General features: G+C 61.6%; 25 protein-coding genes and 1 pseudogene. 12 read left to right on the plus strand and 14 right to left on the minus strand.

Annotation, left to right across the window (positions count from 1 at the left end):
* Positions 1-4 precede the first annotated feature (4 nt).
* Positions 5-1159, plus strand: coding sequence for an MFS transporter (locus tag ACA046_RS15190; RefSeq protein ID WP_497676922.1), 1155 nt, complete (start codon positions 5-7; stop codon positions 1157-1159).
* Here the strand turns inward: ACA046_RS15190 and ACA046_RS15195 are convergent.
* On the minus strand, positions 1156-2046 hold the full coding sequence (locus tag ACA046_RS15195) for a DMT family transporter (protein ID WP_497676923.1): 891 nt from the start codon (positions 2044-2046) through the stop codon (positions 1156-1158). The genes ACA046_RS15190 and ACA046_RS15195 overlap by 4 nt on opposite strands.
* A gap of 89 nt (positions 2047-2135) precedes the next feature.
* Between ACA046_RS15195 and ACA046_RS15200 the strand changes: the two genes are divergently transcribed.
* Positions 2136-3464 carry an aminotransferase-like domain-containing protein gene (locus ACA046_RS15200; protein WP_497676924.1) on the plus strand — a complete coding sequence of 443 codons (1329 nt, stop codon included), beginning with the start codon at positions 2136-2138 and terminating at the stop codon, positions 3462-3464.
* Here ACA046_RS15200 and ACA046_RS15205 read toward each other — a convergent pair.
* Complete coding sequence (locus tag ACA046_RS15205) at positions 3461-4102, minus strand: LysE family translocator (RefSeq protein ID WP_497676925.1); 642 nt, start codon at positions 4100-4102, stop codon at positions 3461-3463. The genes ACA046_RS15200 and ACA046_RS15205 overlap by 4 nt on opposite strands.
* Before the next feature lie 176 nt (positions 4103-4278).
* Positions 4279-4710 carry a nuclear transport factor 2 family protein gene (locus ACA046_RS15210; protein WP_063029654.1) on the minus strand — a complete coding sequence of 144 codons (432 nt, stop codon included), beginning with the start codon at positions 4708-4710 and terminating at the stop codon, positions 4279-4281.
* Positions 4711-4948: 238 nt separating this feature from the next.
* On the opposite strand from ACA046_RS15210, the gene ACA046_RS15215 reads away from it, so the two are divergent.
* From ACA046_RS15215 to ACA046_RS15225, 3 genes are read left to right on the plus strand one after another with little or no spacing between them, the layout of a single operon-like run.
* Positions 4949-5158 carry a DUF6434 domain-containing protein gene (locus tag ACA046_RS15215; protein ID WP_459021282.1) on the plus strand — a complete coding sequence of 70 codons (210 nt, stop codon included), beginning with the start codon at positions 4949-4951 and terminating at the stop codon, positions 5156-5158.
* A 13-nt stretch (positions 5159-5171) separates the two neighbouring features.
* Positions 5172-5642 (plus strand): RidA family protein, encoded by a 471-nt coding sequence (locus ACA046_RS15220; protein ID WP_497676926.1) that lies wholly within the window; start codon positions 5172-5174, stop codon positions 5640-5642.
* 6 nt (positions 5643-5648) lie between these two features.
* The gene (locus ACA046_RS15225; RefSeq protein WP_497676927.1) at positions 5649-6383 is read left to right on the plus strand and encodes a CPBP family glutamic-type intramembrane protease; all 735 of its coding nucleotides are present in this window, start codon (positions 5649-5651) and stop codon (positions 6381-6383) included.
* A 6-nt stretch (positions 6384-6389) separates the two neighbouring features.
* On the opposite strand, the gene ACA046_RS15230 is transcribed toward ACA046_RS15225, so the two are convergent.
* On the minus strand, positions 6390-6755 hold the full coding sequence (locus ACA046_RS15230; RefSeq protein WP_497676928.1) for a hypothetical protein: 366 nt from the start codon (positions 6753-6755) through the stop codon (positions 6390-6392).
* Positions 6756-7043: 288 nt separating this feature from the next.
* On the opposite strand from ACA046_RS15230, the gene ACA046_RS15235 reads away from it, so the two are divergent.
* Positions 7044-7460, plus strand: coding sequence for a hypothetical protein (locus tag ACA046_RS15235; RefSeq protein WP_003215097.1), 417 nt, complete (start codon positions 7044-7046; stop codon positions 7458-7460).
* 18 nt (positions 7461-7478) lie between these two features.
* On the opposite strand, the gene ACA046_RS15240 is transcribed toward ACA046_RS15235, so the two are convergent.
* Positions 7479-8288: a helix-turn-helix domain-containing protein gene (locus ACA046_RS15240; RefSeq protein WP_497676929.1), complete on the minus strand. Its 810-nt coding sequence runs from the start codon at positions 8286-8288 to the stop codon at positions 7479-7481.
* Positions 8289-8404: 116 nt separating this feature from the next.
* On the opposite strand from ACA046_RS15240, the gene ACA046_RS15245 reads away from it, so the two are divergent.
* Positions 8405-8722: a DUF2834 domain-containing protein gene (locus ACA046_RS15245; RefSeq protein WP_497676930.1), complete on the plus strand. Its 318-nt coding sequence runs from the start codon at positions 8405-8407 to the stop codon at positions 8720-8722.
* On the plus strand, positions 8722-9138 hold the full coding sequence (locus ACA046_RS15250) for an MAPEG family protein (protein ID WP_497676931.1): 417 nt from the start codon (positions 8722-8724) through the stop codon (positions 9136-9138). The genes ACA046_RS15245 and ACA046_RS15250 overlap by 1 nt, the downstream gene beginning before the upstream one ends.
* On the opposite strand, the pseudogene ACA046_RS15255 reads toward ACA046_RS15250, so the two are convergent.
* The 3 genes and pseudogenes from ACA046_RS15255 to ACA046_RS15265 form a co-directional block, all read right to left on the minus strand.
* A pseudogene (locus ACA046_RS15255) lies at positions 9138-9233 on the minus strand (outer membrane lipoprotein carrier protein LolA); the annotation flags it as partial. The gene ACA046_RS15250 and the pseudogene ACA046_RS15255 sit on opposite strands and share 1 nt — an antisense overlap.
* A 26-nt stretch (positions 9234-9259) precedes the next feature.
* The gene (locus ACA046_RS15260; RefSeq protein ID WP_497676932.1) at positions 9260-10426 is read right to left on the minus strand and encodes a cystathionine gamma-synthase; all 1167 of its coding nucleotides are present in this window, start codon (positions 10424-10426) and stop codon (positions 9260-9262) included.
* Positions 10423-11799: a pyridoxal-phosphate dependent enzyme gene (locus ACA046_RS15265; RefSeq protein ID WP_167664724.1), complete on the minus strand. Its 1377-nt coding sequence runs from the start codon at positions 11797-11799 to the stop codon at positions 10423-10425. The genes ACA046_RS15260 and ACA046_RS15265 overlap by 4 nt, the downstream gene beginning before the upstream one ends.
* A 265-nt stretch (positions 11800-12064) precedes the next feature.
* Between ACA046_RS15265 and atzF the strand changes: the two genes are divergently transcribed.
* Together atzF and ACA046_RS15275 are read left to right on the plus strand one after the other, a co-directional pair.
* Complete coding sequence (gene atzF / locus ACA046_RS15270; RefSeq protein ID WP_497676933.1) at positions 12065-13864, plus strand: allophanate hydrolase; 1800 nt, start codon at positions 12065-12067, stop codon at positions 13862-13864.
* A 2-nt stretch (positions 13865-13866) separates the two neighbouring features.
* On the plus strand, positions 13867-14553 hold the full coding sequence (locus tag ACA046_RS15275; protein WP_459021265.1) for a GntR family transcriptional regulator: 687 nt from the start codon (positions 13867-13869) through the stop codon (positions 14551-14553).
* Positions 14554-14570: 17 nt separating this feature from the next.
* On the opposite strand, the gene dapA is transcribed toward ACA046_RS15275, so the two are convergent.
* Both dapA and ACA046_RS15285 read right to left on the minus strand, forming a co-directional pair.
* Entirely contained in the window at positions 14571-15434 is an 864-nt protein-coding gene (gene dapA / locus ACA046_RS15280) for a 4-hydroxy-tetrahydrodipicolinate synthase (RefSeq protein ID WP_497676934.1), read from the minus strand.
* Positions 15435-15726: 292 nt separating this feature from the next.
* Entirely contained in the window at positions 15727-16704 is a 978-nt protein-coding gene (locus tag ACA046_RS15285; RefSeq protein WP_497676935.1) for an alpha/beta hydrolase, read from the minus strand.
* 107 nt (positions 16705-16811) lie between these two features.
* On the opposite strand from ACA046_RS15285, the gene ACA046_RS15290 reads away from it, so the two are divergent.
* On the plus strand, positions 16812-17291 hold the full coding sequence (locus ACA046_RS15290) for a VOC family protein (protein ID WP_497676936.1): 480 nt from the start codon (positions 16812-16814) through the stop codon (positions 17289-17291).
* On the opposite strand, the gene ACA046_RS15295 is transcribed toward ACA046_RS15290, so the two are convergent.
* From ACA046_RS15295 to ACA046_RS15310, 4 genes are all read right to left on the minus strand, one after another.
* Entirely contained in the window at positions 17281-17427 is a 147-nt protein-coding gene (locus ACA046_RS15295; protein ID WP_497677160.1) for a hypothetical protein, read from the minus strand. The genes ACA046_RS15290 and ACA046_RS15295 overlap by 11 nt on opposite strands.
* A 1-nt stretch (position 17428) precedes the next feature.
* On the minus strand, positions 17429-17980 hold the full coding sequence (locus ACA046_RS15300; protein ID WP_497676937.1) for an arsinothricin resistance N-acetyltransferase ArsN1 family B: 552 nt from the start codon (positions 17978-17980) through the stop codon (positions 17429-17431).
* A gap of 15 nt (positions 17981-17995) precedes the next feature.
* Positions 17996-18616 (minus strand): LysE family translocator, encoded by a 621-nt coding sequence (locus ACA046_RS15305; RefSeq protein WP_497676938.1) that lies wholly within the window; start codon positions 18614-18616, stop codon positions 17996-17998.
* A 112-nt stretch (positions 18617-18728) separates the two neighbouring features.
* The gene (locus ACA046_RS15310) at positions 18729-19808 is read right to left on the minus strand and encodes an NAD(P)/FAD-dependent oxidoreductase (protein WP_497676939.1); all 1080 of its coding nucleotides are present in this window, start codon (positions 19806-19808) and stop codon (positions 18729-18731) included.
* 167 nt (positions 19809-19975) lie between these two features.
* Between ACA046_RS15310 and ACA046_RS15315 the strand changes: the two genes are divergently transcribed.
* Positions 19976-20347, plus strand: a complete 372-nt coding sequence (locus ACA046_RS15315) for an avidin-fold protein (RefSeq protein ID WP_459021251.1) — start codon at positions 19976-19978, stop codon at positions 20345-20347.
* Positions 20348-20361: the final 14 nt, after the last annotated feature.

The following is a 20361-nucleotide window of genomic DNA, read 5'->3' on the forward strand; positions in this document are numbered from 1 at the left end:
CGTCATGGACGAGATTGCTTACAGCGACAGGCAACGCTGGTTGGCCCTGACCCGCATCAACACTCTGTCGGTGCTGTCTCAGATTGTGCAAATCGGCACCATCACGCCGTTGCTGTCGTTGTCCCTGGAACAGAAGGGCGTGGACCCGGCAAAAATCGGGGTGATTGTCAGTGCCTCGTGGGTCGCGATCCTGCTGCTGTACAAGGTCGTCCCGCAGTTGCTGGGGCACCTGGGGTTGGTCAAGGCCAATCTTCTCAGTGTTGTGCTGACCGTGTTGGGTCTGATCGGCATGACGCTGACCCAATCACTGACGCTGCTGTTCGCCCTGAACTTTGTGCTGGGTATCGGTTTGATTCTGCGCTGGATCGCCTGTGACACCTGGATCGTCTCCGTGGCCACCGACAGCGAGCGCGGTCGGGCCATTGGTGTGCACGAAACCCTGATGGGCCTGGGGATTGCCGTCGGGCCATTGCTGCTGGTGGTGTTCGGTGTCGACAGCGGGATTCCCTATTACGCCTGCGCCGCCATCGTGCTGCTGTCTGGCGGTCTTGCGCTGAGCTTGAAGGGGCATGATTCGCAGCCAAAAACGCCGGTGGAGAAACACCACGGGAAACTGTTCAGCGTGATCCCGGTGGCGTTGTGTGGCGCGTTTATCGCCGGGTTCTCGGAGACTTCTTCGGTGTCCTTCCTCGGCGCCTACAGCCTCTCGGCGGGCTATGTACTGACGGCGGCGACGCTGTTGATTTCGGTCTTCGGCATTGGCGGCACCGTGCTGCAACTGCCCATTGGCTGGATGGCCGACAAAAGCTCCTACAAGACCGGTCAGTTGATCTGTGGCCTGGTGGTGCTGTTGGGCACCCTGGCGATTCCATTCAGCCAAGGGCTGCCGTGGCTGTCGACGTTGATCGTCTTTGTATGGGGCGGCGCGATCGGCGGGATGAACACCCTGGCGGTGATCGAGGCAGGGGACCGGGTGGCCGAGCATCAGGTGTCTACCGCCATGACTGCGATTGCGCTGTTCTACACCTTGGGCAGTGTGCTCGGGCCGATTGCCACGGGGGCGACGGTGTCCTATGTCAGCCCCCATGGCTTGATGATCAGTGTCGGGGTGGCCGGCGGGCTGTTTATCGCGCTCCTGATGCTCAGGAGAACCCCTTAGCGGGCGAATTTCCTGGCCCCCGCCACACACGCAATTACCGCGAACGTCACCACCAGCATGCCCAAGCTCACCGGTTCATGCAGCAGTGTGGCGGCCAGTGCCAGGCCGAAAAACGGTTGCAGCAACTGCAATTGCCCGACGGCGGCGATGCCGCCCTGGGCCAGCCCGCGGTACCAGAACACAAACCCGATCAGCATGCTGAACAGCGACACATAGGCCAGGCTCAGCCAGGCCGGCAGGCTGATGTTAACGAAAGAGCTTGGCGCGAGGATCGCCGTCAGAGGGGCCACAATCGGCAGTGAGATCACCAGTGCCCAGCAGATCACCTGCCAGCCACCCAGGGTGCGCGAAAGTTTGGCCCCTTCGGCATAACCCAGGCCGCACGCCAGTATCGCCAGCAGCATCAGCAAATCTCCGGCAGGCGCGGCGCTCAGGCCCTGGGCGATGGCGTAGCCCACCACCAGCAGGCTGCCCAGAATCGAAAACAGCCAGAACACCGGCTTGGGCCGCTCGCCGCCACGCAATACGCCGAACACCGCGGTGGCCAGCGGCAGCAAGCCGACAAACACGATGGAGTGGGCGCTGGTGACGTACTGCAAGGCCAGGGCGGTCAGTAGCGGGAAGCCGATCACCACGCCCAGTGCGACGATTGCCAAGGGCAACAACTGGCTACGGGCCGGGCGTTTTTCCTTGAACAGCCACAGCAGGCACAGACCGAGTAAGGCGGCAATGGTGGCGCGGGCGACGGTCAGGAACACCGGATCAAATTCCAGCACCGCCAGGCGTGTGGCGGGCAGCGAGCCGCTGAAGATCACCACGCCGATCAAGCCATTGATCCAGCCGCTGGGGTTGTGTTCCTGGGTGTTGAGGTGCGTGGTGCGTTCCATGGGTGTTGGCTCGGTAAGGATAAGTTGCGTCTCCCGCATCCTATGATTCACCATTGAGACAATCAAAAAATTGTCATGGATACATCGCTATGCCTCGCGCCCGCTACAAGACATTGGTGGACACCTTCGCCCGGGATATCCGCTCCGGCACCCTGGCGGCGGGCACCCGTTTGCCGACGCACCGCCAGTTGGCCGCCAGCCACGGCCTGGCGCTGGTCACGGCCAGCCGGGTGTACACCGAACTTGAGGCCATGGGCCTGGTCAGCGGTGAAACCGGGCGCGGGACCTTTGTGCGGGAAATCGCGTTGTCGCCGGGGCAGGGCATCGGCCAGATCGCGGTGGCGGCGGGCATGATCGACCTCAACTTCAACTACCCATCGCTGCCGGGCCAGACCGACCTGCTGCGCACCGCGTTGCGTCAGCTGGCGTTGTCCGGCGACCTGGCGGCACTGCTGCGCTACCAGCCCCACGCCGGCCGTTTGCACGAGCGGGCGGCGGTGGCGCGCCACCTGGCGAGTCGTGGGTTGACGGTGCAGGCCGAGCAGGTACTGATCGTCAGCGGTGCCCAGCACGGGCTGGCGGTGACCATGATGTCGCTGCTCAAGCCCGGCGATGTAGTGGCGGTGGATGCGTTGACCTATTCGGGGTTCAAGGTGCTGGCCGAGACGTTGCACCTGGAAATCGTTGCAATCCCGGTGACCGCGACGGGCCCCGACTTGGTCTTTCTAGAAAAACTCTGCGCCCGGCGCCCGGTACGCGCGGTGTACAGCATGCCGACCCTGCATAACCCGTTGGGCTGGGTGATGAGCAGGGAGCAGCGCGAGCACCTGGTCGCGATTGCACGCCAGCATGATTTGATCCTGATCGAGGACGCGGCCTACGCGTTTTTAGCCGAGGACGCGCCGCCGCCTGTGGCCGAGCTGGCACCGGAGCGTACGGTGTATGTGTCGGGGCTGTCCAAGAGCGTTGCCACCGGCCTGCGGGTGGGTTTCGTCGCCGCTCCGCAGCCGTGGATGGCGGCGCTGGAACGTACGGTCATGGCCACCACCTGGAACACTCCGGGGGTGATGACTGCGGTGGCTGCCGCGTGGATCGACGACGGCACGGTGCTGCAGCTGGAAGCGCAAAAGCGTGAAGACGCCCAGGCGCGCCAGGCGGTGGCCGATGAGGTGTTGGCGGGGTTGAATGTTATCCGCCATCCGTCTTCGTATTTTCTGTGGCTGCCCTTGCCGGAAGATGCCCGCGCCGACCAGATCACCATGGCGCTGGCACGGGAAAATATCTCGGTGTCTACCGCCGAGCCGTTTGCCGTCTCGGCCCACGTGCCCCATGCCTTGCGAGTGGCGCTGGGGTCTGTGGACCGGGAGGTGTTGCGCGAGGCGCTGCTGAAAGTGCGCTGGGCGGTGGAGGCGTACTAGATCGTTTGTCGGCGCATTGTCAGCAGTAGCGTGCCGAAAAAGATAAAGGTCGAGCCCACCACCCGATCCACCCACTTGGAAAACGTCGGCCGCGCGAGCAAGCCTTTGGCCTGTGAGGCGAGCAGGGCGTACAGGGTCAGCGACAAGGCTGACAGCGCCATGAAAATCAAGGTCAGCACCATGAACTGCGGGAGCAACGCCGTGTGCTGGTTAATGAACTGCGGAAACAGTGCGGTGAAAAACAACACGGCTTTGGGGTTGGTGACCGCGGTCAGGAACGCCATTTTGTAGAGCTTCCAGGGAGAAGGGGCGTTGACCCGCATCGGTGCCTGGGAGTGGGTGGCCAACAGAGGGTTTTTCTTGAACAGGCTCTTGGCGCCCAGATAAAACAGATAACCGGCGCCGAGGAGTTTGACTCCGTTGAACACCCACTCGGAACTGACGATTAACGCACCTAGCCCCAGCATCGCCGCGGCGGATACGCAAAACACACCGCTGACATTGCCCAGCGAAGACCAGAGCGTGGAGCGTGCGCCGTAGGCCAGGCTGTTATTCAGTGCCATCAGAATCGCCGGGCCCGGGCTCGCGATGGCAATGGCGGCGACGAGGGTGTAGGCGAGTAGTGAGTGAAGGTCCATGTTCAGGCTCGGCGTTTGGTTGAATTGCGATCCTACCTCTTTTGATGATTGTTGAGATTACTGTGGCGAGGGAGCTTGCTCCCGCTGGGCTGCGTAGAGGCCCCAAAATCTTTGGGAGCGCTGCGCACTCCAGCGGGAGCAAGCTCCCTCGCCACAAGAGAAGCATTTGTGTGCTATCAGAATTTGTACGCCTGGCGCCCGATCAGCAGCCATTTGCCTTTCTGCTTCTGCCAGACCTGGAAGTTTTCAATTTCGGTGGGCACCTCGACGCCGCTGTTCACCGCCTGGGCAGAAAAGTGGTTGCGCACCAGGGCGGTGTCGCCATTGAGGGTGATGGTCTGTTTCTGCATTTCCAGGGTCTTGAAACCGCTTCTGCCGGTTTCAATGTCGGCGATAAATTCCTGCTTGTTCTGGACCTTGCCGCTGGAATGGCCGTAGGTGAGGTTGTTCGCGGTGAGGGCCTGCAGTTGCGGGATGTCCTTGTGCAGCATGGCTTGGGTCAGGTGATCGACCGCGACGGCTACATCCTTGTCGGCTGCGGCAGGCGCGGCGGCCGCGTAACCGCTGAACAGGCACAGAAAACCAATCAGAACCTTGACGTTTTGCATGGGTGTTTCCTTGTTGTTGTGGGGTACTGGTACGACACAGGACAGGCGTTATGGTCGTCGTACAACCATGCCGTATTTTGCGTGGTCAAGGAAAGTGAAATTTCACGTAAGCCAGCAGATAAGCCATATTGATCATAAGTAGTCGTCATATCACTTGCGAAATAGTTGGCGCTACTTCCCGTATAAAAAGCACATGGCTATGCTGTGCCCGCAGCTCCAACACCGGCGAGGGAACGCAATGCTTTTTGATTGGCACAGTGACTCGATCCAGCGCGCTACCCGCGTTACCCGGCAGTACAGAAACACTCAGAACGTGCGCCGCTTCATGCTTGAACACTGCGGTGCAGAGTTCAAGTTCGACCGCGATTTCATGGCGTGGATTCGCAACGACATCCCCAAGACCATGGGCGATGTGGTGGATGAATGGCAGCGCCGCAACAGCCTATAAGGACAACAACAAAATGACACCGGATCAAAAGTACGCGGCGGCCATGGTGCGCCTGGGTTATCAACTCAACGAGTTCAAGATCGGCGGTAACTACACGCCGCTGTTAAGGGACGGCAACCACGTTTACATCAGCGGCCAGATCCCGCGGGTGGGTGACGTGATCGTGCTGCCCGGCAAGGTCGGCGAAAGCCTCAGCCTGGCCGACGCCCAAATCGCCGCCGGCGTCAGCGCATTGCGTTGCCTGGGTTTGCTCAAGCAGGCACTGGGCTCCCTGGATCAGGTCAAGGCGATCCTGAAGATCAATGTGTACGTGCGCAGTGCGGATGACTTTGACCAGCAAAGCGAAGTGGCCAACGGTGCGTCAGACCTGTTGAACGAGATCATGGGGGCTGCCGGTTCTCACACGCGCACCTCGGTGGGCGTGCTGCAACTGCCCAAGGGTGCCGCCGTGGAAGTCGACATGATCGCTGTGGCACAGGGCTGACGCCGAGTGATCGCTGACGCTTTTACAGTCCTGATTCACTATGGGATTTATCTGCTTCCAGGGCTGATCCTGTTTGGCCTGTGGTTCGGCCTCACCCCGAAAACAATGCCCGGCGTGCGCATCGTTATTCTGCTGTTGGCGTTCGTGCTGATGCGCGATGCGATGACGCCGCTGGGCATGTGGTCGCTGAGCACTGAGGTGCAGATCCAGTTTACGGCCAACCCCTTCGTGCTGGCTGCGCTCGGCGGCTTGTCCCTTGGGCTGATTGCACTGCTCGCGCGCCTGGCTCCGGAGTTGTGGCAACTGACGGTGCTGTTCAAGGGTAACCGCGGTGCAGGCTTGGCAGTGGGGCTGGTGGCCGGCTGTTTGATTGGCTTGCCATTGCGGCTGTATCAAGGCATCGAACCGGCGGCGATCGCGGCTTACTGGACCTGGATGATGGGCATGCTAGTGCTTGCCTACTGCGCCAATGCGCTGGAAGAGGTGTTGTTTCGCGGCTTCTTGCAGGGTTATCTCGAACAGCACGTTACGCCGCTGCGTGCGGCGTTGCTCAGCGGGTTGGCGTTCGCCGCGTGCCATTCATTTCTGGCGTTGAGCGTGACGCAACTGGGCTGGCCAGTGTTGGCCTTTACCCTGATTGAAGGCGTGGCCTGCGGGCTGGTGCGGATGCGTTACGGCGTGGTGGCGGCGACGGCCACCCATGGCACGGCGATCTTGCTGATTGCCGTACCGATGGTGTGAGCCGTCTCAGGCCTGTACATCAACGCCGATGTGGGCCTGGAGCCAGTCTTTGTAGACCGCGATGTTATCGGTCGACTGGTCGCCATTTTTCGCGGTGACAGTCTTGCCGTCCAGGCGCCCGATATCCAGCAGGTACTGAATACCGTTGGCCACATGGGTGGCGTCGCTTTTGCTGAGTGACTGAACATCGGGCAGTTCGACGGCGTTGCCTTTATCGTCGAAGGTCGCCCATGAAGGGTTGGCCCTGGCGGTGGCAACGGTTTGCGCGGTCGAGCGCACTTGCTCCTGATAGCTGGCTTCCAGCTTGGCCTTGATCTCGGGCGTGGCGTTGGTGACTTCAATCCTCCCGGCCCGCAGGGTGCCGTTTTCCATGGATTGTGTAAAAGCCTTCTGTCCCAGCGCTAACAGACTTGTCGTGCTTCCTATCATGGTGCCGCTCCCTTATTGGTAGCAGCAACAGAGCAAAACCCGGGCCATGTGCTGTATGCCTTGTGCGGCGCGGGCTGGGTGGTATTGCCGGGGCAGGGCGCAGGCCAGGAGTTGCCGGGGCTGGCAAAGGGTTGCCACGTCGGCTCGCGCGAGCGCATTTCAGAAAGTTGGAAACTAAGTTCAGAATCTCCAGTCTGTAATAGCGTATCGCCACCTCTACAAGGAATTAACATGAAGCTTAAGGTCGTTTTGCTGGGCACGGTTTTGTTGGCTGCGCCGCTTTACCAAGCGGTTGCCGAGACGTGCAGGGCGAACAGTTATGGTGGGTCCGATTGCGAATACGACAATGGCACCTCTTCCAAGAGTCGCGCCAATAGCTACGGTGGGCAAGACACCCAATACAGCGATGGTACTTCCTCCAAGAGCCGCTCCAATAGTTATGGCGGGCAGGATATCCAATACGGCGACGGCACCTCGGCCAAGACCCGTTCCAACAGCTATGGTGGGCAAGACACTCAATACAGCGACGGCACCTCAGCCAAGAGCCGCTCCAATAGCTACGGCGGGCAAGACACCCAATACAGCAACGGCTCCTCCTCCAAGAGCCGCGCCAATAGCTATGGCGGGCAAAATACGACAAATAACTAATGGCCCCGCCGCGGCTTTCTACCTCACCAATGACCGCTCATACGCGGCGGTCATCACCTGCCACGTCTGCGCATCCGCCGGAATCAAATGCTCGATGCGCAACGACGTTACCGTGATGTCCTGAGGCATGCCGAAGGTGGTGAAGGTCGACATGAAGTTCAGCTCACCTTCACGCGAGTTGACGCGTGTCAGCACCAGTGGCGGCGGTTCATTGACCAAGGCTTCGGTACTTTGCGGGGCCGGCAGGCTGTCCAGAAGCCTGGCAAGTTCGGGGTTGCCCAACGCCTCGCGCGTCGCCCGTTGCCAGGCGATGGTGCGGATTTCCTCAGCGTTGATCAAATGATCACCCAGGCCGCCAGGCTGTAGCAGGGTGACCAGCAAATTCAATCCATCAGCCGCCTCCGGCTTGATCCCCACCAGCTCGAACAGCACCTGCGTACTGGCGTTGGCGCCGAGCACTTCCCAGTGGCTGCCCAGCACGATCGCCGGCGCAGGATTATTCGCGTGGAGCACATGATTGATCGCCTCGCGAATGGCCTCCATCGACGGCGAGGAGAGCGGGGTTGCCTCATAACGCGGGGCGAAGCCGGCGGCGAGGAACACGCTGTTGCATTGCTCCAGCGGGACCTCCAGCGCCATCAGCAAATTATGCAAAGTGCCCGGGCTCGGCTTGGCGCGCCCGGTCTCGATACAGCTCAGGTGGCGTTGGGAAACCCCGGTGATCAGCGCCAGTTCCAGCTGGCTCAATCTGGCGTGCCGACGCAGCACGCGCAGTTGCGTGCCGGCGGTGTTGTCGGGGTTGGCGCGGGGGAAGGGTTGGCTGCTCATGGGTTGACTCTGGCCGTGCGGGTCGGTGGTGTCGATGACCTTTGAGGTCATTGAGAGGGGAAGGACGTTATCACTAATGTGCAGCTTCCCGAACCGTTGTCTCCAAGGAGGAGAACATGCGCAGACCCTGGATTGCCCTGGCCGGGTTGTTGGCTTTTGCCCTGTACACATTGATCACGATGCTTATCGCTGATCAATCGCTCATGGTGTTCGGACTTGAATTGATATCGAGGCCGGACACTGCCCAGGTGGTGATTGACTTGTATCTGATGGCGGCCTTGGCGGGCGTATGGATGTACCGGGATGCGCGGTCCAGGGGCAAATCCTTGGCATCGGTATTGCCCTATTTACTGGTAACGGCGGTTTTCGTATCCATCGGTCCGCTGTTGTATATCGTGGTCAACGGGTTCCGCGAACCTTCAGGGGGCCGGTGATGGAGGTTTATGCGGTGTGCGTGCTGGTGCTGTTCTTGAAGATGCTGGCGATCTCCTGTTACCAGGGTTTCTTTCGACTCAGACACCGTGCATTCACCAACCCCGAGGACGCCGGTTTCTTCCATCGCGATGCGAATTCCCGGGAATTACCACAAGTCTCCCGGGCTGCGAGAGCCTGGGCCAACGACCTGGAAAATATTCCGTTGTTTTTCGTTTTGGGTGGGTTGTGCATTGCAGTGGAGGCGACCGGCGTTGCCACGACCTGGCTGTTCTGCACGTTCACCCTCGCGCGGGTGATGCATACGGTGATGTACCTGAGCGGCCGCCAGCCATGGCGTACGGTCGCTTATGGCGTGGGCCTGATCTGTTTGTTGGGACTCGCGGGGGGCATTGGATTGAGATTGATGTGGCGATGACAACCCACTGTAGGAGCGAGCTTGCTCGCGAAGAACCGGAGGGCGCCGCGTTGAAACAGGGTGCGAGCGTCATCGTTAACGACCTTCGCGAGCAAGCTCGCTCCTACAGGGAGGCAGTTTTTTAGATCCGCGCCAACGCTTGCGCCAAGTCCGTCCGCAGGTCTTCCACGTCCTCAACTCCCACCGACAACCGCACCAACCCATCTCCAATCCCCAACTGCGCCCGCGTCGCTGCCGGAATGCTCGCATGGGTCATGATCGCCGGGTGCTCGATCAAACTTTCAACGCCCCCCAGGCTTTCAGCCAACGCAAAGATCTTCACGTTTTCCAGGAAGCGTGTCGCACCCGCCAGGTCACTTTTCAGGTCCACCGAGATCATCCCGCCAAACCCGCGCATCTGCCGGCGTGCCAGCTCATGCTGCGGATGCGATGCCAGGCCAGGGTAGTAAACCCGCGCCACCTGGGGCTGTTGCTCCAGCCATGTCGCCAGTTCCAGCGCATTGCTGCAATGGCGCTCCATGCGCAGCGCCAATGTCTTCACGCCGCGCAGGGTCAGGAACGCGTCAAACGGCCCGGCAATCGCACCCACGGAGTTTTGCAGGAAGCCCACGCGTTCGGCCAGTTCAGGGTTCTGGCCCACCACGGCAATGCCGCCGATTACATCGGAGTGGCCGTTGAGGTACTTGGTGGTGGAGTGCACCACGATGTCGAAGCCCAGTTCTAGCGGGCGCTGGATCCATGGGCTGGCGAAGGTGTTGTCGGCCACGCAGATGATGCCCCGGGCCTTGCAGATGCGGGAGATGGCGCTGAGGTCGGTCAGGCTCAGCAGCGGGTTGCTCGGGGTTTCGACCCAGACCATCCGCGTGTCGTCCTGCAACGCGGCTTCGAAGGCCGACAGGTCCGTCAGGTCGACGAAGCTGAAACGATGCCCGGCGCTGCGTTGGCGAACTTTGTCGAACAGGCGGAAGGTGCCGCCGTACAAGTCATTGCCGGAGACCACGTGGGAACCGGCGTCGAGCAGTTCCAGCACGGTGGAAATCGCCGCCAGCCCGGAGGCGAACGCGAAGGCCTGGGTACCGCCTTCCAGATCGGCCACGCAGCGTTCCAGGGCGAAGCGCGTCGGGTTATGGGAGCGCCCGTAGTCGAAGCCTTTGTGAACGCCGGGGCTTTCCTGCAGGTAGGTGGAGTTGGCGTAGATCGGCGGCATCAGCGCCCCGGTGGTCGGGTCCGGGGATTGCCCGGCATGGATCACGCGGGTGGCGAAGGCGCTTTTATCGTGCTGGGTCATGCAAGGGATCTCCGTAGGTGATTAAGCAGGTCGACGCGGGTGATCAGGCCGTGAAAGCCCGACGCGTCAGCAATGATTGCCACCAGTCCGCGATCCAGTTCGGCCTGCAATTGCGCAAGGCTGGCGCTGGGCGCAAGGGTGTGCAGGGCGTTGGTCATGGCGCTGGCCACGGTCATGGAAAAATGCGCGGCGTTCTGATGCAGGCCGAGCAATACGTCCGACTCGTCGAGCACCCCCACCAGTTTCTGGCCGTCCACCAGCACCGGTAGTTGCGACACGTCCGCCAGGCGCATGCGCTGGAAGGCGGTGAGCAGGCTGTCGTCGGGGCCGACGCTGATCACTCGGCCGTCCTCGAAACGGCGGGCGATCAGGTCGCGCAGGTCGCCGTAATGTTTGTATTGCAGCAGGCCGGCGTCGTTCATCCATTGGTCGTTGTAGACCTTCGACAGGTAGCGCGTACCGGTGTCGCACACGAAGGTGACGACGCGCTTGGGCTCGGTCTGTTCGCGGCAATAGCGCAGGGCGGCGGCGAGCAGGGTGCCGGTGGAAGAGCCGCCGAGAATGCCTTCGGCCCGCAGCAGTTGACGGGCGTGGTCGAAGCTTTCTTCGTCGCTGATGGAATAGGCGTGGCGCACGCTGGAGAGGTCGGCGATGGAGGGGATGAAGTCTTCGCCGATTCCTTCCACGGCCCATGAGCCGGGTTCGGTCATGGTGCCGCTGCGGCTGTATTCAGCCATCACTGAGCCGACCGGATCGGCCAGCACCATGGCGAGATCGGGTTGTACGCGCTTGAAGAAACGGGTCAGGCCGGTGAGGGTGCCGGCCGAGCCGACGCCGACCACAATGGCGTCGAGATCATGCTGGGTCTGGGCCCAGATTTCCGGCGCAGTGCTGGTCTCGTGGGCCAGGGGATTGGCCGGGTTGTTGAACTGGTCGGCGAAGAACGAATCGGGAATGTCCTTGGCCAGCCGTGCCGCCACGTCCTGGTAATACTCGGGGTGGCCTTTGCCGACGTCGGAGCGGGTGATGTGCACCTCGGCGCCCATGGCTTTCAGGTGCAAGACCTTTTCGGTGGACATCTTGTCCGGCACCACCAGCACCACCCGGTAACCTTTGGCGCGGCCTACCAGGGCCAGGCCGAGGCCGGTATTGCCGGCGGTGGCTTCGATAATGGTGCCACCGGGGCGCAGGCGGCCGTCGCGTTCGGCGGCGTCGATCATGGCCAGGCCGATGCGGTCCTTGATCGAGCCGCCGGGGTTCTGGGATTCAAGCTTGAGGAACAGCGTGCACGGGCCGGTATCGAAGCGGCTGACCCGCACCAGCGGGGTGTTGCCGATCAGTTCGAGCACAGCGGGGCGGGAAGCGGTGGGCATGTCGTCACCTGGCTACGGAATGGGCGTATGGGATGGACAGCAGTTTTTAAAGCATGGTTTCGAACATAGGCCGGTATCGACCCGCTCGCAACCGCGCGGCCGCCTGAATGTCTTTTTTTGGCGCATTGCTGCTTCATGGCGGCGCACGGCTGAAGGCGATCCATCCGCTGGTTTTCTGTCAAGGCCACGTATTCATTGGCCTTCAGTGAATTGGCCCAACGCTTGCTAAAAGAAATCCAAACTTGGATACAAGATGGAATCCTCAATGCGCAACGAACAACTTGGCTGGACCCTTGGCGAATGGCAGGCCGCTTACCGCAGCCAGGCGCTGACCCCCGACATCCTGTTGACCCTGGCGGGCACGTTTCCCGCCGAGGACAACGCCTGGATCAGCCGGGTACAACCGCAGCAGTTGCGTGACCAGTTGGCGCAACTGGCCGAGCGGCTCGCGGCGGCCGATGGCGATATCGACAAGCTGCCGCTGTACGGCGTGCCGTTTGCCATCAAGGACAACATCGATGCGGCAGGTTGGGAGACCACGGCGGCGTGTCCTGAATTTGCCTATACGGCCAAGGAGGATGCATCAGTGGTGGCCCGGCTGCGGGCGGCCGGGGCGATCCTGATGGGCAAGACCAACCTGGATCAGTTCGCCACTGGCCTGGTAGGTACACGCTCGCCCTACGGCGCGGTGGGTAACAGCTTCAACCCGGACTATGTCAGCGGCGGCTCCAGCTCAGGTTCGGCTTCGGTGGTTGCGCGAGGCCTGGTAGCGTTTTCCCTGGGCACCGATACCGCCGGTTCCGGGAGGGTACCGGCGGGCTTCAACAATATCGTCGGGTTGAAGCCGACCAAGGGGCGCTTGTCCAACACCGGGTTGGTGCCAGCCTGTCGCACTGTGGACTGTATTTCGGTGTTTGCGCTGACGGTTGAAGATGCCGAGACGGTTGCGGGCGTCGCTGCTGCTTACGACGGGAGCGACGCCTATTCACGCGCCAATCCCAATACTGCTCCCGTAGCGGTCGGCGCCACAATCAAGCTGGCGGTTCCGGCCAGCCTGGAGTTTTTTGGCGACGCGCAGAATCAGGCGGTGTTTGAACAGGCGCTGCTCAGGTTTCAGGCACTCGGTGCCGAGATCACGGCGGTGGATTTCAGCCCGTTTCAGCAACTTGCCGAGCAGCTTTATTACTGTTCCTGGGTCGCGGAGCGCACGGTTGCACTGGAAGGCATGCTCGCCAGCAACCCCGGGGCAATCAACCCGGTGGTGCGCGGCATCGTTGAAAACGGCCACCAGTACAGCGCTTGCGATGCCTATAAAGCCGAATACCTGCGGGCCGAACTGAGCCGCCGCATCAACGACAGCCTCACCGGTTTCGATGCCTTGCTGGTGCCGACCTCGCCGACGATCCGTACCCTGGCAGAAATGGCCGTGGAGCCGGTGCTCTACAACTCGCAGTTTGGCTTCTACACCAACTTCACCAACCTGGCCGATCTCTCGGCGCTGGCCGTGCCTGCCGGGCTGCGCAGCGATGGCCTGCCCTGCGGCATCACGCTTATCGCGCCTGCCTGGCACGACACGGCCCTGGCGCATCTGGGCAAACGCTGGCAGGCCGGCCTCGATCTGCCGCTGGGCGCCACCGGACGCCACCTGCCACAACCGGCCCCTGCACGGCAGGCTCCGGGCAGCGTGCGGGTAGCGGTGGTGGGCGCGCACCTCACGGGAATGCCGCTGAACTTCCAACTGACCAGCCGCAACGCCGTGCTGGTGGAGCAGACGCTGACCGCCAGCAGCTACCGCCTGCATGCTTTACCGGGCACAGTTCCGCTCAAGCCTGGGCTGGTCAAGGATGACTCGGGCAGCGCGATCATCGTCGAGCTGTGGGACATGCCCATCGCTCGCTTTGGCGAGTTCGTCGCGGAGATTCCCGCGCCGCTGGGCATCGGCAACCTGACCCTGGCAGACGGGCGCAGCGTAAAGGGGTTTATCTGCGAGCCCTGGGCCCTGGCAGGCGCCACCGACATCACCGAATTCGGTGGCTGGCGTGCCTACATGGCGAGCAGGAAATAGGCATGCAGCTCTCAACCACGAGAAAACCCAGCGAACGCCCGAACAGCCTGGCAGAGCGGGTCTACCAGCAGTTGAAGGACGACATCTTCGACTTTCGTTTGTTACCGGGTGATCGCTTCAGCGAAGGTGACGTGGCCGAACGCATGCAGGCCAGCCGCACGCCGGTGCGCCAGGCGCTGTATCGGCTGGAGCGGGAAGGGTACCTGGAGGTGTTTTTCAGGAGTGGCTGGCAGGTGCGGCCGTTCGACTTCAACTATTTTGAAGAGCTTTACGACGTTCGGATCGTGCTGGAGTTGGCCGCCGTCAGCCGCTTGTGTGGCATGGCGGAGCAGGGCCTTGAAGGGCTTGAGGCGATTTGGCAGGTGGACGAAAGTGCCCGGCTGGATGACGCTCAGCTCGTTTCGGCGCTGGATGAGGCGTTTCACTGCGGGCTGGTGCAGGCCACGGGCAACGCAGAAATGGCGCGCATGCATTACGAGATTACCGAGAAAATCCGCATCATCCGGCGGCTGGATTTCACTCAGCAAGCACGTATTGCAGCGACCTATGAGGAGCACGGAAGCATCCTCGATGCGATCTTGCAACGGCAAAGTGATCAGGCGCAGCAACTGCTCAAGACTCACATTGAGGTGAGCAAGCAGGAGGTGCGCAAGATCACGTTGCATCGGTTGGCGGTGGCGAGAGGCTAAGCAGCCCTCGCCACAGGTTATTCGAGCGTGGCCAAGACTTGCTGCAATTGATTCACCACCGTCTCACTTCCCGCCAGCATCGGCGCCCGCAACTCACTGCCGATCAACCCCTCCATCGCCAGCGCCGCCTTCACCGGCGCCGGATTGGGCTCCACGAACATTGTGTGAATCAACGGCAGCAAACCGAAAAACGTCTTACGAGCCGCCATCAATTGGTTATCCCGAACCTGCCGGTGCAGCGTCAAAAAATCCTCGGTCCGCACATGCGCCGACGCGGCAATCGCCCCGGTCGCTCCAAGGCACAGCGCGTTGAATATCTGCACATCCTCACCACACAACACATCAACCTTCCCACTGGCCAACAACGCCAGGGTGTTGGCCAGGTTGCCGCCGCAATCCTTGATCGCGACGATCCGTTCATGGGCAACGATGTTCAGCAGCGTCGCCTGTTCGAAGGCAATACCGGTGCGATAGGGGATGTCATACAGAATGATCGGCACACTGGACGCATCGGCCACGGTGCGGAAGAACGCCTCAAGGCCCGCCTGGGACGGGCGGATGTAGCTCGGCGGCGGCACCAGCAAACCGGCCACCGGGCGCTTCAGGATTTCAGCCTGAAACTGCAGAAGCTCAATCTGGTTATACCCCGCCAAACCCATCACCACTTGCTGCGGCGGTACGAGTTCCAGTACAGCATCCAGCATCGCCAACTGCTCATGGCGGCTCAACGAGGCGGCTTCGCCGGTGGTGGTGCAGACCATGATTCCGGCCACGCCTTTTTCCAGCAGATGGCAGACCAGGCGGCGCAAGCCGATGAAGTCGATGGCGCCGTTATGAAACGGTGTAACGACGGGAACCCAGATACCTTGAAACGATGACATGCGCTTTCTCCTGATGGTTGACCGATTTCGTCACCGTCAGAAGGGCAGAGGGAAGTAAGCAAGAGGAGGGGGCCTTCGCGCTCAATGTCCTGTCAGCTCATCTGACGGGACAGCGCGCCCCGGTCACATGAGCGACTGTTTCTTCGATTTGAGGGCGTGCGCAACGCAACCTTGCGCCTTGGCAATCAAGCCAATGACGGAAAAGTTGAAGGTCGTTGCAGACATTGAGGACACACCCTGAAGAAGACGCTCATCTTTATGGATTATTACAGGGTGTGTCAACTCGCAGCGATCAGGCGCGGTTCAACCAGTGGCGCACGAAACGCACCTGTTCCGCCGACAGTTCTGCGTCTTCCGGCGCGCCCATGAAACCGCCGTGGGGCATCGCTTCAAAAATATGCAGATCCACCGGCACCTCGGCCCGTCGCAGTGCGCGATGCAGGCGCACAGCGTTGGAGAGGAACAGGTCACGGGTGCCGCTTTGCACGAACGTCGGCGGGAAGCCCTTTGCGAAATCTCCGAACAATGGCGACAGGTACGGGTGAGACAAATCCGCGCCGGCGGCGTACAGCAGGTTGGTGCTCATCAGCGGGTTGGGCAGCACCACGTCGACGGTGCGGTTGACCTGGAAGCTGTCGCCCGATTCGGTCAGGTCCACTTCGGGTGACAGCAATACCAGCGCGGCCGGCAGCGGCAAGCCTTCGTCGCGAGCCCGCAGCACCGTGGCGGCGGCAAGGTTGCCACCGGCCGAGCGGCCGCCGATCACGATCTTGTCCGGGGTGTGGTGCGCCAGTACGTGCCGGTAGGTGGCCATGCAGTCATCGAGTGCCGCCGGGTATGGGTGGTCGGGCGGCATGCGGTAGTCCACGCCGTAGCAGGTCATGCCATGCAGGTCGGCATGTCTGCCGGCGGCGAGGCGGGCGTTTTCGCCGCCGCCGAACACCAGGGCGCCGCCGTGCAGGTCGATATAGGCGAACCCGGCGCCGTCGGCTGGGGTTGCCCGGTACACGGTGGCGCTGTCGACGGTGATCGTCTCGACGAGGGCGCGCAGGCTCGCCGCTTGCCCCACCTGTGACGCGGCGTAGTTTTGGGCGACGGCGGCTTGCATGCGGCGCCAGCCGTCGTGGTCATCGGCGGCGGGCATGGCGTACCGGCTGTTCAGCGGTACGCCCTCGTCATTCACCGAGCGACGCAACATCGCCTGGGCCTCGGGGCTGATGGACTGCGGGACCGGGAGTGTTCGCGGGTCGATCCTTACACCGTTACTCATTATCTGCACCGTTGGGGTTAAAGCGGGGGGCGTGCCAGGACGCGAACGCATTCTTGTCGGTAGCGGTACTACACTGCAAGTCCGAACCTCCACGCTGGAGAACACTCATGCTCAGCAAAAATACGGTGTGCCTTTGGTACGACGGCAGTGCACTGGACGCTGCCAACTTCTACGCCAACTCCTTCCCGGACAGTGCGGTGACCGCAGTCCATCACGCGCCCGGGGATTATCCGGCGGGCAAGCAGGGTGATGTGTTGACCGTGGAATTCACGGTCATGGGCATTCCTTGCCTTGGCCTGAACGGCGGCTCTGGCGTGCAGCACAACGAGGCGTTCTCGTTCCAGGTGGCCACCGACGACCAAGAGGAAACTGACCGTTTGTGGCACGCAATTGTCAGCCATGGCGGCCAGGAAAATGTCTGCGGCTGGTGTCAGGATAAATGGGGCGTGCGGTGGCAGATTACCCCGAGGGTGCTGAGCGCGGCGATCACCAATCCCGACCCTGCAGCGGCCAAGCGGGCGTTTGATGCGATGATGGGGATGACCAAGATCGATGTCGCGGGGATCGAGGCGGCGCTTAAAGGTTGAGCGGCTGAACGTGTCCGCCACGCGTGGATTCATACAGCGCCGTATCACCTTGTTCAATCAAGCCGACGCGGCCCAGCGCGACGGTGCGCTCGTTCGAGGTGTTGTTAAGCAGGATCACAAACTCGTCACCGCCCAACCTATTTCCCCGGCAACTCGCTGAATGGAATGATCGACCTGGGCGGTGTCGATCCATCCAGTGCCTTGCGCCAATAACCTACGTCATGCCACTGACCATGCTTGAATCCGACTTCGGGATACGTCCCGATTTGCGTGAATCCCAACACTTCATGCAACCCCACACTCCCGGCGTTCGGCAGGGCGATCCCGGCATAAGCCGCGTGGTAGCCCTGGCGCACGAGCAGGGGCAATAACTGTTGGTATAACGCTCGGCCGATTCCGTTGCGATGTGCCACGGGATCGATATACACCGTGACATCCACCGACCAGCGATACGCTTCCCGGGCGCGATGCGGGCTGGCATAGGCGTAGCCCACGACCTGACCGTCGCGCTCGGCTACCAGGTAGGGATAAAGATCCAGCGTGGCAGTGATCCGCTGGGCCATCTCCTCGATGCTCGGAGCTTCCTGCTCGAAAGAGATCGCCGTGCGTTCAACCATGGGGGCATAAATCGCCTGGATGGCGGGTGCATCTGCTGCGACTGCCACCCTTACATTGACGGTGAAACTCATCCCTTATCCTCTTTTTCAGGCCCTGCGCGCCATCAGCAGCACTGTCGCCGCTGCAGACAACAACCCCGCACAGCAGCGGTTGAAAATCCGCTTGCCCCGAGGCTGCGCGAACCAGCGGCGCATATGCAAACCCATATAGGCGTAGGCGCTGATGGCGATCCATTCCAGGGCCAGGAACATCACACCCAGCAGGGCGAATTGCGGAGTGATCGGCTGTGCCGGGTCGACGAACTGCGGGAGGAAGGCGGTAAAAATCAGGATCGCCTTGGGATTGCCGGCGGCCACCAGGAACTCCTGTCTTGCCAATGCCAACAAGTCTGCCTTGGGCGCTGTCGACTCAGCCTCCGCCTGCGGATTGGCCCGCCACAGTTGATACGCCAGATAAAACAGATACGCCGCCCCCAGAATCTTGATCCCGTAGAACAACAACTCAGAGGTTTGCAGCACCACCGCCAGCCCGGCGGACGCGAGGGCGATCATCCCGGCGAACGCCAACAAGCGCCCGACGCCCGCCAGGCACGAAGTGCGGTAGCCATAGCGGGTGGAGTTGCTTACGGACAGCAGGTTGTTCGGGCCAGGCGCCATGTTCAGGGCGAAGCAGGCCGGGAGGAAGAGGGTGAGGGTGGCGAGGTCCATGGGCGCTCCGGCGGGAGGTGGCAGGTAAGCTCTCGAGGATAAGGGGTGAGAGGCGGTTGCACAATTTGAGGTGCTGCTTTGCAAAGGGCAATGTTGTGCACTCGTAAGCGCCTCAGGTAAATAGATCCGTCCCCTTTACCGGAAAAAACCTGTCAGGCCGACAGGGGCCAAGCGCGGGGGCCACGCTGTTGTCCACGATCTCCCCACTGGCAAGGCGACCGACTATCGCGGCCAACGCAACCCCAGGGTGCATTACGCATACATAGACTCCCTCGACGTTGGGTAGATAACCGATGATGGGGATGTTGTCTGCGGGAATGGGTCTGAGTCCGATACACGCCAACTCCGGCTCAATCGAATCAACGCCATGGAGCCCGTGCCGAATGGTGTTGGCCGTGCGCAGCGCGATCGCCATCGGCTGGTTTTCCATGGCATCGCCCAGGTAGTCCTCTGCCGCCAGCAACGTACCGTCGGCCGCTTGCCTGACTTCCATTTCCGGGTTGGAGATAAGCGTTTGCACCAGACGGGATTGCGAGGTGTAGCGGATGAAAATGGACGGCGAGGCGTGTATGGGAAGGGGCGCCCCAAGCATGTCTGCCAGCGTCGAAATGCCCGTCCCGGCGGCCATTACCACAACGTCGGCATCGATGATGCCCTTGGCGGTTTCGACGCCCGTCACCCGGCCATTCGCGGTTATGAAGCCCAGAACCCGAGTTTGTGTGAGTACCTTCGCGCCCAGCGCCTGGGCGCCAGCGACCAACGTATGGGTGGCGTGCACCGCATCCAGGGCGCCTTCTTCGGCGACATACATGGCATGTTCAGGAGGGTTTTTCAGGTTTGGCTCAAGGTCGAGAATCTGCGAGCGCGACAACCGGTGCGCCGAAGGCTGCTGCAACGCCCTTGAATTCGCGCCGTAAGACAGGGCGCCTGTCCAACGAATGTTCAGGCCCGGCAGTTGGGTTTCAAGACGGTGATAGTCGTTGATGGCCTCGCCACGCAAGGCGGCGATCGGGTCCGGCCCCCGGTGTGAAGTGGTGATCCAGGCAAATGAAGTGGCCGTCACGCCGGAGGCGACTTCCGCAGCCTCGACCAAGGTCACGCTCGCGCCTTTGACGGCCAGGTGATACGCCAGGGAAGCGCCGACGATGCCTGCGCCAATGACCACCACGCGCTTTTCTCTGTGCTCCTTCATATCCCGCTCCATCTATTCAAGGCCGCCTTCAGCCGCTGCGGGCAAGCGGTCGAGCTTATCGCTAAAGCCGACGGGAATTGTGCAGGTTTTGCATGACCGGTTAAAGCCATATGCGGTAGGTTGACCACCCAGGGAACGGACCCTGTCGACCAAGGAAGCGCCTTCATATGCCAACCGCCTTTTCCCAAATCAGCGAACGCCTGAACAATCGCCGGTTTATCGTAGCGGGCAACACCCACGGGCTGTCCGGTACGGGCACCGTGTTTGAATATCACGTCGATGGTAATGCCATCTGGGGGACTTACCAGGGCGGCAGGATTCGCATGGGCAATCAGGTCGGGCGCGCCACAGGTCCCGACTCCATAGAACTGCTGTATCAGTGCCTGACCACCGAGGGCGAGATTCTTGCCGGCTGGTCAAGGGGCACCGTAGGCGTTGACGCCGCCGGGCATACCACTCTGACCTTCGTGTGGGGTTGGCTGTCGGGCGCGGAGGGCGGCGGGGAGTCCAGCTACGTCGAGCTTGTTGCACAGTCGTGACGGATTACGCCCGC

This window comes from Pseudomonas sp. LBUM1641 (assembly GCF_059716235.1).